Origin of the sequence: Amycolatopsis sp. Hca4 (assembly GCF_013364075.1) — a bacterium.
GTDB lineage: Bacteria > Actinomycetota > Actinomycetes > Mycobacteriales > Pseudonocardiaceae > Amycolatopsis.
Genome location: NZ_CP054925.1, coordinates 7,812,523 through 7,825,951, shown reverse-complemented (window position 1 = coordinate 7,825,951; position 13,429 = coordinate 7,812,523). Strand labels below are relative to the sequence as shown.

Genomic DNA, 13,429 nt, shown 5'->3' with positions numbered 1-13,429 from the left:
GACGGGAAGGCTAGAGCTCTTCTTGATTGGAAGTCAAGAAGCGGCTGGGCGGCTCGTGGTGTCAGCCGGTGCGCGAACAGGGCGTGGTCTTCGCCGTCGCTGCCGAGCGTCGTGCCCCGGCGTGGACCTTCTGCTCGGGCAGCCACCCGACCGGACCGAGGTCACGCAGATTCGCGTAGTGCGGGTACGGGTCCAGGATCGCCTGCGGCGAAGAGATGTCCGGCCGGTAGACCGGCACGTCATGGCATCGTCGCTCTTTGTCAGGGGTACTGGCACCGGGAGAGGCGGCGACCGGCGCTCAGCACCGTCCCGTCCGGACGGACGACGGCCGCGCCGGTGCGCAGCCAGCGCCGCAGCTCACCGGAGAGCCGGGTGGGGACGAGGACCGCGCCGGACTCGCGGATGGCGGCCCGCTCGGTCTCCGACGGCGTTTTCGTGGTGACGACGGCGAAGCGGCCGCCGGCGACGTCGTCGAAGCGGGTTCCGTCGTCGAGGAGGGCGTTGGGGCACAGCCGTCCCGCCAGGGACCGCCCGAAGCGGGGCCGCACGACCAGGTCCGAGCGGTGCAGTCCCGGCGTCGCGCTGTCGAGGACGCGGCCGCTCAGGCGCGGCGCGACCACCCGGCGGATCAGGTCGCCGAACCGCCCGCCTTCGGTCATGGCCCTGCCGATCAGCACGGCCCGCCGGATCATCGCGCGCGCGTGCGGCTTGCGTTCGGCCTCGTAACTGGCGAACACGCGCTCGGGCAGGGTCCCGTCCAGCACACCGGCGACCTTCCAGGCCAGGTTGACGGCGTCACGCAGGCCGGCGCCCATCCCCTGGCCGATGAACGGCGGGGTGAGGTGGGCGGCGTCGCCGAGCAGGAACACGCGGCGGTCGCGCCACCGGTCCGCGACCCGCGCGCGGAAGGTGTACTCCGCGACGCGGACGATCTCCAGCTCCGCGGCCGGGACGTGCCCGGTCCACGGCGCGATCAGCGGGTGCAGCCGGTCCAGCGTGTGGAAGCCGTCGGCGGTCTCCCCCGGCAGCAGCCGGAATTCCCAGCGGTAGCGGGTTTTCCCGATGCGCATGTAGGTCGCCGCGCGGGCCGGGTCGCAGACCTGGTGCACGCCCTCCCACTGGCCGAGGTCGGCGGTGGTGGCGATGTCCACCACGAGCCAGCGCTGGTCGAACTTCAGGTCCGCCATCGTCGCGCCGATCGCCGTCCGCACGACGCTGTTGGCGCCGTCGCAGCCCAGGACGTGGTCCGCGTCGATCGTCTCGCGCGCGCCGGTGCCGCGGTCGGTCACCTCGACCCGCACGCCGGTGCCGTCCTGCCGGATCCCGGTCACCTCGGTGTTGCCGCGCAGGGTGACCGCGCCGACCGTCGCCAGGTGGGCGCGGAGCAGGTGCTCGAGGTCGGGCTGGTCGAACATGTTCGCCTCGGGGTAGCCGTGGCGGCCGCCTCCCGGGGAACGGCGGAACTCGGCCAGCACCCGCAGGCCCGGGTCGAGCAACCGCAGCCCGTGGCAGGGCCGGGAGATGGCCGCGAACTCCGCGGCCAGCCCGAGTCGGCCGAGGATGCGGTGCACCTCGTCGTCCAGGTGCACCGCGCGCGGCTGCGGGTAGACCGATTCCCAGCGCTCCAGCACCAGGCATTCGACGCCGTACCGGCCGAGCAGGGCCGCGGCCGTCAGCCCGGTCGGGCCCGCGCCGACGATGACGACCGGCACCCTCACGGCGACACCCCGAGCGCCACCAGGTAGCCGGCGACGAGCACCGCGCAGACCAGCGCCGGCGCGAGGTCGCGGCCGCGGTCGTGGACGCGCACGTGCGTGATGACGGCGCCGGCGAGCAGGAGGAGCAGGCCGGTGCCGGCCAGCGCGCCGAGGACCGGCACGCTCAAGCCGAGCAGGAGCCCGGCGGCTCCGGCGATCTGCAACGCACCGATACCGCGGTAGGCGGTGACGGAAAAGCCGGTGTGCGCGGCGCGTTCCCGCATGGGCGCGAGCGCGAGCAGGCTGGCCGCGCCGGAGAAGAGGAAGATGACCGCCGCGAGGACGGACAGGGCGATCAACACGGTTTTCCTCCGAAGGCCAGCCGGGTGGGCACGGTGTAGCGGGCGAGGGTCGCGGCCACCTCCGGTTCGTCCACTTCGGACGGAAGGGTGACGGCGGCGACCACGGTCGCATCCTCGATCACCGCGTCGACGCTCACCCCGTCGAATGCCGTCAGTGCCTCGGCGATCGCGCGGCGGGTGGCGTCGGCACGCAGGGCGAGCTTGTAAGGCTTGCCGACGTCGGTCACCGGCAGTGCGTCGAGCACCGTGACCGCCTTCGGCGCAGCGGCCCGCTCGGGCACGCGGCCGGCGGCCCACGTCCGCAGTTCGTCCTCGGTGACGGTGGCACCGGGAGCGAGGGTCACGTACGCGACGGGCACCTCCCCGGAATGCTCGTCCGGACGGCCGACCGCGCCGGCCGCGGTCACCTCGGGGTGGGTGAGCAGGGCGTCCTCGACCAGGGCCGGGTCGATGTTGTGCCCACCGCGGATGATGAGGTCCTTGGCCCGGCCGGCCAGGTGCACGAACCCGTCGGCGTCCAACCGGGCCAGGTCACCGGTGGTCAGCCAGCCGTCGCGAAGTTTGCCGAGGCCGTCCAGGACGTACCCGGTTCCGGCACGCCCGACGACGTAGCCGGGGAACACGGCCGGGCCGCTGATGGCCAGCACCCCGGTTTCGCCGCTGGGCAACTCCTCCCCCGTTTCCGGGTGCACGACCTTCATCCGCTGGTACGGCAGGCGCTGCCCGACGGCGCCGGGGCGCGGGTCGTCGGGGAAGCTGCGGGCGCTGGCGCAGGTGGCTTCGGTCAGCCCGTAGCCCTCGACCAGGGTGACGCCGGTGTGCGCCTGGAAGCCCTCGCGCACCGCCGCGGGCAGGGGTGAAGCGCCGACCATGGCGTAGCGCAGGCTCGAAATGTCGGCGTTCACCGGGCACTGCGCGAGCACCGCGTACACCGTCGGCACGGCGCTCATCGCGGCGATCCGGTGGTGCTCGACGATCTTCCAGAACTCCCCGTACAGCGCGGGTTCCCGGTAGCCGAGCGGGCCGGCCCACACCGCGTGCTGCCCTCGGAACAGCGGCGCGAGCAGGGTGACCACCAGCGCGTTGACGTGGAACAGCGGCAGCGCCGCGAAGACGACCGAGCCGACGTCGAGCAGGGAGTTCGCCGCGATCATCCACGCGTCGGCGACCTCGTTGGCGTGCGTGTGCGCGGCCAGCTTCGGCGCCCCGGTGGTGCCGCCGGTGTGGAACAACGCGGCCAGGTCCGACGCCACCGGGAGTGCACCGGCGAACTCGGACGAGTCCATTGTGGAGGCGAGCTCGGCGAGGTAGCCGACGCGCACCCCGTCGACGGCGGGCAACGCGGGCGGTTCGCCTGCCGCGCCGGTCGGGCGCAGCACGAGGACGACGTCCAGCTCGGCGGCCAGCGTCCGGGCGGTGTCCCAGGCTTCCGGCGCGAGTTCCGGACCGGCGGTGATCAGCACGCGCGCGCCGGACCGGCGGAGCAGCTCGCCGAGGTGGTCGCGGGCCAGGCCGCCGTTCAGCGGGGCCGCGACCCCGGCCAGCTGCGCGGCCAGCGTCGCCGGGATCAGCTCCGCGCAGTTCGGGGCCAGCAACGCCACCGCGTCGCCCCGCCGGACCCCGAGGTCGAGCAGCAGGTTCGCGTAGCGGTGGACGTCGGCGAGCAGCTCGGCGAACGTGCGCCGGACCGGTTCCCGCCACCGCGCGGCCTCGGGCAGGACGGTCGTCGCCGGGTGCTCCGGCCACCATCCGGCGGCCCGCAGGAGCAGGGCGTAGGTCGACTCCGGCAGGCCGCGGTCGGCGAGCGGGACGGCTTCGATCTCGGCCAGGTCGGCGGGCTCGGCGTAACGCGGCCACAGCGAAGCGCCCGTCATCGCCGGTACCTCACGACCGTGCGCTGGGTGCCGAGGTCGAGGGCACCGTCGTCGGTGGCGACCGAAGCCTCGATGACGTCGCCGTCGGCCAGGTACTTCGGGTTCTTCGCCTGGCCTTTGAAGAACAGCTTCCACTTCAGGGCCGGCGGCAGCAGCGCGGCGATCTTCTCCACCACTTTCGGCGGCGCGGACAACGCCGTGCCGACCGGAGTCCCCGTCAGCACCAGATCGCCGGGATCCAGCCGCTGGAACCGGGTCAACGCCTGCAGGGCCTCGAGCGGGCGGTGGATCATGTCCTCGCCGACGACCGCGTTCTGGCGGACCGTGCCGTTGACCGACAGCCGCAGCCGCAGGTCGGCGAACCGCTTCAGCTCGTTGGCCTCCAAGAGGACGAGGGCCGGCCCGGCCGGGGTGAACGTCGGGTACGACTTGGCCTCGTAGAACTGGGTCTGCGGCAGCTGGATGTCCCGGGCGGAGACGTCGTTGGTCACCACCAGGCCCGCGATGCACTCCTCGGCGATCTCGCTGCCGACCGGGATTTCCCGGCCGATGACCAGCCCGATCTCGACCTCGTAGTCGAGCAGCGTCACGTGCGGCGGCTTGACGACGTCGTCGAAGGGGCCGCTGATCGACCCGGACGCCTTGCGGAAGAACGTCAGCGGCACGGTTTCCGGGTCCATCCCGGCGTCGGTGACGTGCGAGGCGAAGTTGGTCATCTGGGCGACCACGCGGCAGGGCGCGGTGACCGGGGAAACCAGGTCGAGCGAGGCCACCGGCACGGTCTCCGTGGCCGCGGCGGCGATCGCCGCGCGGTCGCCGAGCAGTTCGGCGGTGGTCGTCGCGGCCGTCGGGATCTCCGCCGCGCCCGACGGGGTGGCGACGTACCAGGCGTCGGCGGTGCGCAGGACGGTCACGCTCATGCGCACACCTCGCTGGCGCTCGGTGCCGCCTGAGCCGGAAGCGCTGTGTTGGATGATTCACTCGCAAGCTCGTTCATGAACGGGCCACCTTCAGCAGGCCCAGGAAGCGCTGGGCGTCGAATTCGTTGTCTTCGCGGAGCGCGGAGAACACCGCACGCAGTTCGCGCAGTGCTTCCCGGCCGGGCTTGACGCCGAGGAAGTCGGCGGTGGCGGGTGGCCCCCACTGGGCCAGCCCGGAAGCGGTCATCGGGGCCCAGCCGGGCTCGAGGGTGTTGTCGAACAGGTCGCCGTCGCTGAAGTGCTCGACCATGAACCCGTCCGGGTCACGCCAGTAGTCGAAGAGCTGGCTGCCCTCGACGTGCCTGCCGATGCCCCACGAGTGGTGGTAGCCGTGCTCGCGCAGGTACTCGCCACCGGCGGCCAGCGCGTCGAGGTCGGCAACCTGGTAGGCCGAGTGCACGTAGCGGTCGGCCGGGCCGAGCACCATGGCCAGCGTGTGGTGGTCGGCCGGGGTGGCCCCGCGGTCGCACCGGATGAAGCTCATCACCGGCCCGCGCTCGCGCTGCCCCGGGTAGTACAGGAAGTCGCTGACGATCAGGCCCAGGTGGTCCAGGTACCAGTCCAGGACCTCGCGGTAGCGGGTCGTCTGCAGCACCACGTGCCCGAGCCGCTGCGCCAGCGCCGGGGCCCGTGGCGGGCGTTGCGCGGCGTTGACCCGTCGGACCTCGTGCCCGAGATTGAGCAGCTGTGGCTCCTGCGGCGCCAGCGCGGGCAGCTCGTGGGTGTCCGCGACGACCCGGACCCGCAGGCCGCTCGGGTCGGGCACGTCCACGACGACGCCGCCCAGCGTCTCCGGCAGCATGGCGACCGCCCGGCCGGTGGCTTCGGCCAGCCGCAGGACGTCGCCCGGCGCCGCGGCCAGGAACGCCGGTCCGAGGAACTTCGACCGGGGGCCCTTGCGGATGAGCACGCACGGCGCGCCGGCGTCGGTGCCCCGCAGGTGCAGCTCGCGCCCGGTGCGGAGCACGGTGGTGAACCCGAAGGCACGGGCGAACACCTCCGCCCGCTCCAGGTCCGGTTTCTCGAATTCCAGCCACGCGAGGTCGTGCACCTTGATCACCGGGTTCGCCGCCCGGCCGGGGTGCTCACCCGCGAGTGCGCCGTGCTCGCTGTGCAGCCCGCTGTGCGGATCTCCCACGGCTGCTCCCTCCATCCACAATTATGACGACATCGTCAGTTACGAGCATGTCCTCAGTCAAGAGTTTCTGACGATTTCCTCATCAGTGACGTCATGAGCTACGATGCGGCGACGACCTGCGAAGACGGGAGCACGGATGCCGGAGCACGCTCCGAGCCGACTGGAACGGCGCAAGGCGCGCACCCGCGCCGCCCTGGTCCGAGCGGCCCAGGCACTGATCGCCGAGGGGAAGACGGCGGTGCCGATCCTGGAGATCACCCAGGCCGCCGACGTCGGGATGGGGTCGTTCTACAACCACTTCGAGACGAAGGAGCAGCTCTACCGGGCGGCGGTCGAGGACGCCCTCGACACCCACGGCGCCCTGCTGGACGAGCTGACCACCGGCCTCGACGACCCGGCCCAGGTCTTCGCGCAGAGCTTCCGGCTGACCGGGCGCCTGCACCGGAAGCACCCCGAGCTCAGCAAGGTCCTCCTGCACCACGGGCTCGAACTCGCCACCGCGGAGAGCGGGCTGGCTCCCCGGGCCCGCCGCGACATCGAGGCCGCCGTGCGAGCCGGCCGCTTCACCGTCACCGACCCCGAACTCGCCATGGTCACGGTCGCCGGCACCGCGCTCGGCCTCGGCCACCTGCTGCACTGCCGGCCCGAGCGAGACGACGCCGCGGCGACCGACGAGGTGACCGAGGACCTGCTGCGCATGCTCGGCCTCACCGCGGCCGAAGCCCACGACATCTGCAGCAGGCCACTGCCCGACCTCGACGCCGCTGCGACGCCGGACACCGCCGCCTGAGCACAGCGTCCCGGCTTCGCGGAAAGTTACCGCCGCCGACGGGGGCGAATGCGCTGGTACACAGACGAGGCCGGCACCGCTTCCGCTCGGCCGATTGACGCCCGGCCCACCGCCGGTATCGTGTGGGAGCGCTCCCACACGACGACGTCAGGAGTTCCCGGTGGCTGCTCAGCGGCGGAATCGCCCACGGTCCGGCAAGCCCCTCGCGGCAGGCGGTTGCCTGGTGGCCGCGCTCCTGACCACCGCGGCACCACCGGCTTCCGCCGCCGGGCTCAGCCTGTCAGTGGACCTCCGCGCGGCCCGGCACGCGATCAGCCCGGACATCTACGGGATGAACGGCGGCGACCCCGCGCTCGTCGCCGAGCTCGGCACGCCGGTCTCACGCTGGGGCGGCAACGCGAGCAGCCGCTACAACTTCAAGAACCACACCTACAACACCGGCAGTGACTGGTACTTCGAGAACATCGTGGCCGGGCCGGACAACACCCTCGAGGCCTACGTCCAGCGCAACCTCGACCGCGGGAGCAAGCAGGTCGTCACCCTGCCGATGTCCGGGTGGGTGGCGAAGGACGGGCCGGAGTGGCCGCACGCCTGCGGTTTCCCCGCCACCCGCTTCCCCAGCCAGGACTCGTTCGACCAGTGGGACGCCAACTGCGGCAACGGCCGGCTCGACAACACCGACCTGACCGGGGCCGAGCCGACGGACACCTCCGTCCCGGCGGACGCGGCCTTCGCCGGCGAAATGGTCTCGCACCTGGTGAGCCGGTTCGGCCCGGCGGCGCGCGGCGGCGTCCCCATCTACGAACTCGACAACGAACCGGTGCTGTGGAGCTCCACGCACCGGGACGTGCACCCACAGCCGGTGAGCGACGACGAGCTGGGCAGCAAGAGCACGGCGACCGCCGCCGCCGTCAAGGCCGCCGACCCGCGCGCGGCGGTCCTCGGCCCTTCGGGCTGGGGCTACTGCGAATGGGTTGCGTCCGGTGTGGACGGTTGCGCCCCGGGCGCCGACGCCGCCGCCCACGGCGGGCTCAACCTGTCCCAGTGGTTCCTGAAGAACATGAAGGACGCGAGCAACACCGCGGGCAAGCGGCTGCTCGACTACTTCGACCAGCACTACTACCCCCAGATCAGCGGCGACAAGACGCCCGAAGCCAACGCGTGGCGGCTGCGGTCGACGCGCTCCCTGTGGGACCCGTCCTACGTCGAGGAATCCTGGATCGGCCCGAGCGGGGTCAACGCGCCACCACTGCAGTTCATCCGCACGATGAAGCAGTGGGTCGACCGGTACTACCCCGGCACCCGGACCGCCATCACCGAATACAACTGGGGCGCCCTCGACGACATCAACGGCGCGCTGGCCGAGGCCGACGTCCTCGGCATCTTCGGCCGCGAGGGTCTCGACCTGGCCACCATCTGGGGCGAGCCCAAGCCCACGGACCCGGCCGCCTACGCGTTCCGGATGTACCGCAACTACGACGGTGCCGGCGGCAAGTTCGGCGACGTCAGCGTCTCGGCGGCCAGCACCGACCAGGGGCAGCTCGCGATCTACGGCGCGCAACGCCGCTGCGACGGGGCGCTCACGCTCATGGTGGTCAACAAGACGGCCACCGAGCTCTCCGCCCCGCTGTCGATCACCGGCGCCGCCGGCAAGGGCAAGGCGCAGCGGTTCACCTACGGCGCCGCCGATCTTTCCTCGATCGTGCGAGGCAGCGACCTGCCGGTGAACCGCGGCCGCGTCACCACGACCTACCCGGCGAACTCCATCACCCTGCTCGTCCTGCCGTAGCGTGCAGCCGGCGCAGGCCGGTGACGATCAGCTCCAGGCCGAAGGCGAACTCGTCCTCCAGCGGCACCGGCAACGAGTCCGCGGCCGCGCGCGTGGCCGGGAAGCCGACGGGCGGCAGATCGTGGAAGTGCGCTGACGCCCGCTCCCGTTCGGCGCCGTCCTCGGTGCCGGCGAGCTGGATGGCGAACCCGAGGACGTAGCGCGAGAGAGTCGCGTAGACGCGCGCCGCGACACTCGGCGGCAGCCCGCCGTCGAGCAGGACGGCCAGGCAGCGTTCCCGCAGCACCATCGCGTTCGGCCCGGTCGGGGTCTGCTCGATCAGCAGGGGCGCGACCCTCCGGTGCCGGCCCAGCGCGTCGAACATCGCCTGGGCGACGACCTGGCAGGCCTGGTCCCAGCTCAGCTCCGCCAGTGCCCGTGGATCGAGGTCGACCTCGCCGAACACCCGGTCGACGACGTGGTTGACCAACGTCGCCCGGTTGCCGAAGTGGCGGTAGAGCGTGGCCGTGCCGGATTCGAGCCGCTGGGCGAGGCTCCGCATCGACAGGGCCTCGGCGCCTTCCTCGTCGACGAGCTGCAGGGCCGCGGCGAGGATCCGGTCCAGCGGGACGGCGGGACGGCCTCGTGACCGCCGAGCGGCCGGGGACGGACTGGTCACCCGTTCAGTATGGCCGCGGTTGACACCCGCCGCAATAGTGGCAACACTGTTGCCATTATGGAGAGCACGCAGTCAGTGGCCATCGACGGCCAGCGCATCCACTACGTCCGCGCAGGCCGGGGGCCCGCGGTGGTGCTGCTGCACGGCAGCGGGTCCTCGCTGGAGGGCTTCGGGCGGGTGGCGGAGCTGTTGTCGTCGTCCTTCGACGTGATCCGCCCGGACCTGCCCGGCTTCGGGCGGACGGGACCGCGGCCCGATCGCGACTACCGCGTCCGGACCTACGCGGGCACGATCGCCCGCTTCCTGACCGCGCTCGAGGTGCCGCACTTCGCGCTGGCGGGGAACTCGCTCGGCGGCAACATCGCGTGGAACCTCGCTCTGGACGCGCCCGAGCGGGTGGATCGGCTGGTGCTGGTCAACGCCACGGGCTACCCGGAGAAGACGCTGCCCGCCGGGCTACGGCTGGCCCGGAACCCGGCGCTGCGCCCGCTGTTGCGACGCTGGCTGCCGCGGAGCGCGACCGAACGCGGTCTGCGCGAGGCCGTCGGCGCGAACTCGGCGATCGTGGACGACGCGATGGTCGACCGGGTGCACGCGCTGACCAGCCGTCCGGGGAACCGGTCGGCGTTCGTCGACTTCGCCACCACCGACCAGCCCGACCGCAGCGCCGACATCCCGAAGATCGCGGTCCCGACGCTGGTCCTGCGCAGCGCGGAGATCGACGGGCAGCACTTCGCCCGCGACATTCCCGGCGCCACCGAGCGCGTCCACGCCGACGGTGGCCACCTGCTGCCGGAAGAAGACCCGTCCTGGGTGGCGAAGGCGATCAGGGAGTTCCTGCAATGAAGTACTTCGTCGCCTCCGATGAGGACCTCCGGCTGGATGCGGCCACGCGGCCGGCCCTGCGCGGCGACTTCGTCACCCTGTCCGACGGGGTGACGCACTACGAGCTGACCGGCCCCGACGACGGCGAACTCGCCGTGCTGGTTCCCGGCATCACGATCCCCTTGTCCTACTGGGACTCCCTCGCCGCGCGGCTGCACGCCCGCGGGCTGCGCACCCTGGCCTACAGTGCCTACGGGCGCGGCTGTTCCGACCGGGTCCGGGGCCGCTACGACGAAGCGTTGTTCGTGCGGCAGCTGGCCGAGCTCACCGCCGCGCTGAGCCCGAGCGGTCCGCACCACGTCGTCGGCACGTCGATGGGGGCCCTGGTCGCGATGGCCTACGCGAACCTCTTTCCCGAGACCGTGGCCACGCTCACGATCGTGGGCCCGGCCGGGCTGGGTGCGCGGCCGCTGCCGCAGCGGTTGCTGCGCAACGACATCGTGGCCGGGTTCGTCGCCCGGCGCTTCGGCCGCAAGCTCCTGGAAGGCCACCTCGGGCACAACGTCCGCGACCCCAGCCTGTCCGCCCGGCTGGTCGCCATGGTGCAGGACGCCTACCGCTACGAAGGCTCCCTCTACGCGTTCTTCCAGACACTGCAGGACTTCCCGCTCCACGAGCGGCAGGACCTGTTCCGCAGCACGGGCGACCTGGGACTGCCGGTCCTGCTGGTGTGGGGCGACGACGACCGCGTCACCCCGATCACCCACCTGGACACCGTGCACGAACTGCTGCGTCCGCGGCAGACGCACGTGATCACCGAATGCGGCCACATGGCCCCCTACGAACGGCCGGACGACGTCGGCGACCTGCTCGCGTCGTTCACCGTTCCCCACCCGGAACGGCTCGAACCATGAACGACACCCTTGACGTCCTGATCGCCGGGGCCGGCCCGGCCGGCACCACCCTCGCCATCGACCTGGCCCGCCGCGGCCTGGCCGTCCGGATCATCGACAAGGCCCCGCACTCCTTCGACGGCTCCCGCGCCAAAGGTATCCAGCCCCGCACGCTCGAGGTGTTCGACGACCTCGGCGCGCTCAAGGACGTCCTCGCCGGCAGCAGCGACTACCCCCGGCTGGGCATTCACCTGGGTCCGGTCGCCGTGCCGTGGCGGATGTTCCGCAACCGCGAAGCCACCGCCGACGTGCCGTACCCGAACACCCGGCTGATGCCCCAGTCCCGCACCGACGCCGTGCTGCACGACCGGCTCGAGCAGCTCGGCGGCAAGGTCGAATACGGCCGCGAACTCACCGGCTTCGACCAGGACGACACGTCGGTCACCGCCACCGTGACCGGCGACCACGGCCCCGAACGGATCACCACCCGCTACCTCGTCGGCGCCGACGGCGGGTCCAGTGCCGTCCGCAAGCACCTCGACCTCGGCTTCCTCGGCGAGACCGACGAGCGGGACCGGATGCTGATCGTCGACGCCGTCACCACCGGCCTGTCCCGCGACCGCTGGCACGTCTGGCCCGGCGTGAAAGGCCGGTTCACCGGCGCCTGCCCGCTGCCGCACACCGACCTGTTCCAGTGGATGATCCGCCTGGCTCCCGGCGAAGAACCGCCCGAGGGCGAGGAGGCGATCACCCGGCGGATCCGGGCGCACACCCGCAACCGGCACATCGCCGTGCGCGACATCCAGTGGCGGTCGGTGTTCCGGCCCAACATCCGCCTGGTCGAGGCCTACCGCCGCGGCCGGGTCTTCCTCGCCGGCGACGCCGCCCACGTGCACACCCCCGCCGGGGCCCAAGGCCTCAACACCGGCATCCAGGACGCCTACAACCTCGGCTGGAAACTCGCCCAGGTCCTCGCCGGAGCCGACCCGCGGCTGCTCGACACCTACGAGGCCGAACGCCTCCCCATCGCCGCGGGCGTGCTCGGGTTGTCCACGAAGAAGTACGAAGGCCTCGCCGAACTCGACCCGTCGAGCCTGCGCCGCGGCAAGGACGAACAACAGCTGTCCATCACCTACCACGGCGGCCCGCTCGCCCCGGCCGAAGCCGACCGCACGGCGACGTTGCAGATCGGCGACCGGGCCCCGGACGCCGACCTCGGCGGCGCACGGCTGTTCGGCACCTTCCGAGGGCCGCACTTCACCCTCCTCGCCCACGGCACGCAGGCCACCGCGGCGAGCGCCGAACTCGACTGGCCCGCCACGGGAGCGCCGCTGCGCCGCCTCACCGTCGACGGACCGGGCAGCTTCCGCACTGGCTACGGGATCGAAGGCGACACGCTGCTGCTCGTCCGGCCCGACGGCTACCTCGGGCACATCGCCACCCAGGACTTCCTCGCCTCGACCCGCGCCGCCGTCCGCACCATGACGCCGGAAGTGCCGCGGTGAGCCGTGTCCTGCTGCGCGGCGCGCGCGTGATCACCATGGCGCCGTACCGGCCCGACGCCGAACGCGCCGACGTGCTCTCCGCCGCCCGCATCGCCCTCGCCGCCCAGCGGGGCCACGACCACGAGCGGCACCGGCAGGACACCGGTTCTTTCGCCCTCACCGCGACGATCACCGCCAAGCAGGCCCTGGCCTGGGCGACGACCGAAGGCGCCCGAGCGCGGGGCCTCGCCGATCGCGTCGGCCGGCTCGAAGCGGTCATGGTCGCCGTCCGCCGGCGCAAACGCGACCACGCCCTCGTCGACGTCGACCCCGGCAAGGTGCGATCCCCGCTCCACGAATCCGCCGAGCACCTCCTCGCGAGCTGATGGCCAGCCGAGCCGAACTCGCGAGCCGCACCCGGACGGACCTGCTGGCCGCGGCGAAGCGGCTGTTCGCCGAACACGGCTACCTCGACACCAAGATCACCGACATCGCCACCGCGGCCGGCCGCGCGGCGGGCTCCTTCTACACCCACTTCACCGGCAAGGAGCAGATCCTCGCGGCCCTGCGCGGCGAACTGGCCGCGGCCCCGCGTCCCACCACGGACACGATCCGCGAGCACATCACGGCCTGCTGGACGGCTTTGCGCACCCACCGCCCGACCGCCGTCGCCCTGCTGCAGTCGGCGATCGCGGCTTCCCCGGCGTCCGGGCGGCTGCGGGACGAGCTGGCCCACTGGACCACCCCGCTGAGGCGGCACCTGGAGGACCTGCGTGACCGCGGCCAGCCACTGCCCGGGGATCCCGAGCTGCTGGCCGTCGCGGTGGGCGCGATGCTCGTCGGCCTCAACCACGCCCTGCCCACCGCGGACGGCGCCACCGCCGACACCGTCACCAACCTCGTGCTCCACGGCCTGACCGGCGCTGAACGGTGAGATCG

General features: G+C 72.5%; 14 protein-coding genes. 7 read left to right on the top strand and 7 right to left on the bottom strand.

Translation table 11 applies throughout. The annotated features are described in order from the left end of the window. Positions 1–61 precede the first annotated feature (61 nt). The 6 genes from HUT10_RS35485 to HUT10_RS35460 form a co-directional block, all read right to left on the bottom strand. Complete coding sequence (locus tag HUT10_RS35485; protein WP_176175172.1) at positions 62–238, bottom strand: hypothetical protein; 177 nt, start codon at positions 236–238, stop codon at positions 62–64. 22 nt (positions 239–260) lie between these two features. Continuing rightward, positions 261–1,718 carry a bifunctional 3-(3-hydroxy-phenyl)propionate/3-hydroxycinnamic acid hydroxylase gene (locus tag HUT10_RS35480; RefSeq protein ID WP_368660803.1) on the bottom strand — a complete coding sequence of 486 codons (1,458 nt, stop codon included), beginning with the start codon at positions 1,716–1,718 and terminating at the stop codon, positions 261–263. Beyond that, positions 1,715–2,059 (bottom strand): DoxX family protein, encoded by a 345-nt coding sequence (locus HUT10_RS35475; RefSeq protein WP_217709668.1) that lies wholly within the window; start codon positions 2,057–2,059, stop codon positions 1,715–1,717. The genes HUT10_RS35480 and HUT10_RS35475 overlap by 4 nt, the downstream gene beginning before the upstream one ends. After that, entirely contained in the window at positions 2,053–3,933 is a 1,881-nt protein-coding gene (locus tag HUT10_RS35470) for an acyl-CoA synthetase (RefSeq protein ID WP_176175171.1), read from the bottom strand. Before HUT10_RS35470 ends, HUT10_RS35475 begins: the two co-directional genes overlap by 7 nt. After that, positions 3,930–4,853, bottom strand: coding sequence for a fumarylacetoacetate hydrolase family protein (locus HUT10_RS35465; RefSeq protein WP_176175170.1), 924 nt, complete (start codon positions 4,851–4,853; stop codon positions 3,930–3,932). Before HUT10_RS35465 ends, HUT10_RS35470 begins: the two co-directional genes overlap by 4 nt. Positions 4,854–4,926: 73 nt before the next feature. Beyond that, positions 4,927–6,051 (bottom strand): VOC family protein, encoded by a 1,125-nt coding sequence (locus HUT10_RS35460; RefSeq protein WP_254897164.1) that lies wholly within the window; start codon positions 6,049–6,051, stop codon positions 4,927–4,929. 136 nt (positions 6,052–6,187) lie between these two features. On the opposite strand from HUT10_RS35460, the gene HUT10_RS35455 reads away from it, so the two are divergent. After that, positions 6,188–6,841, top strand: coding sequence for a TetR/AcrR family transcriptional regulator (locus tag HUT10_RS35455; protein WP_176175168.1), 654 nt, complete (start codon positions 6,188–6,190; stop codon positions 6,839–6,841). A gap of 223 nt (positions 6,842–7,064) precedes the next feature. Beyond that, the gene (locus tag HUT10_RS35450) at positions 7,065–8,630 is read left to right on the top strand and encodes a glycoside hydrolase family 44 protein (RefSeq protein ID WP_254897163.1); all 1,566 of its coding nucleotides are present in this window, start codon (positions 7,065–7,067) and stop codon (positions 8,628–8,630) included. On the opposite strand, the gene HUT10_RS35445 is transcribed toward HUT10_RS35450, so the two are convergent. After that, positions 8,608–9,288 (bottom strand): TetR/AcrR family transcriptional regulator, encoded by a 681-nt coding sequence (locus HUT10_RS35445; RefSeq protein ID WP_217709667.1) that lies wholly within the window; start codon positions 9,286–9,288, stop codon positions 8,608–8,610. The two genes, HUT10_RS35450 and HUT10_RS35445, sit on opposite strands and share 23 nt — an antisense overlap. Positions 9,289–9,345: 57 nt before the next feature. Between HUT10_RS35445 and HUT10_RS35440 the strand changes: the two genes are divergently transcribed. The 5 genes from HUT10_RS35440 to HUT10_RS35420 are packed head-to-tail and all read left to right on the top strand — an operon-like array spanning position 9,346 to position 13,424. Continuing rightward, positions 9,346–10,134 carry an alpha/beta fold hydrolase gene (locus tag HUT10_RS35440; protein ID WP_176175167.1) on the top strand — a complete coding sequence of 263 codons (789 nt, stop codon included), beginning with the start codon at positions 9,346–9,348 and terminating at the stop codon, positions 10,132–10,134. Then, a complete protein-coding gene (locus HUT10_RS35435) occupies positions 10,131–11,027 on the top strand; it encodes an alpha/beta fold hydrolase (protein ID WP_176175166.1) in 897 nt (298 codons plus the stop codon). The genes HUT10_RS35440 and HUT10_RS35435 overlap by 4 nt, the downstream gene beginning before the upstream one ends. After that, entirely contained in the window at positions 11,024–12,511 is a 1,488-nt protein-coding gene (locus tag HUT10_RS35430) for an FAD-dependent oxidoreductase (RefSeq protein WP_176175165.1), read from the top strand. Before HUT10_RS35435 ends, HUT10_RS35430 begins: the two co-directional genes overlap by 4 nt. After that, positions 12,508–12,876, top strand: a complete 369-nt coding sequence (locus tag HUT10_RS50135) for an amidohydrolase family protein (protein ID WP_217709666.1) — start codon at positions 12,508–12,510, stop codon at positions 12,874–12,876. The genes HUT10_RS35430 and HUT10_RS50135 overlap by 4 nt, the downstream gene beginning before the upstream one ends. After that, positions 12,876–13,424 carry a TetR family transcriptional regulator gene (locus tag HUT10_RS35420; RefSeq protein ID WP_176175164.1) on the top strand — a complete coding sequence of 183 codons (549 nt, stop codon included), beginning with the start codon at positions 12,876–12,878 and terminating at the stop codon, positions 13,422–13,424. The genes HUT10_RS50135 and HUT10_RS35420 overlap by 1 nt, the downstream gene beginning before the upstream one ends. The last annotated feature ends 5 nt before the right edge of the window (positions 13,425–13,429 follow it).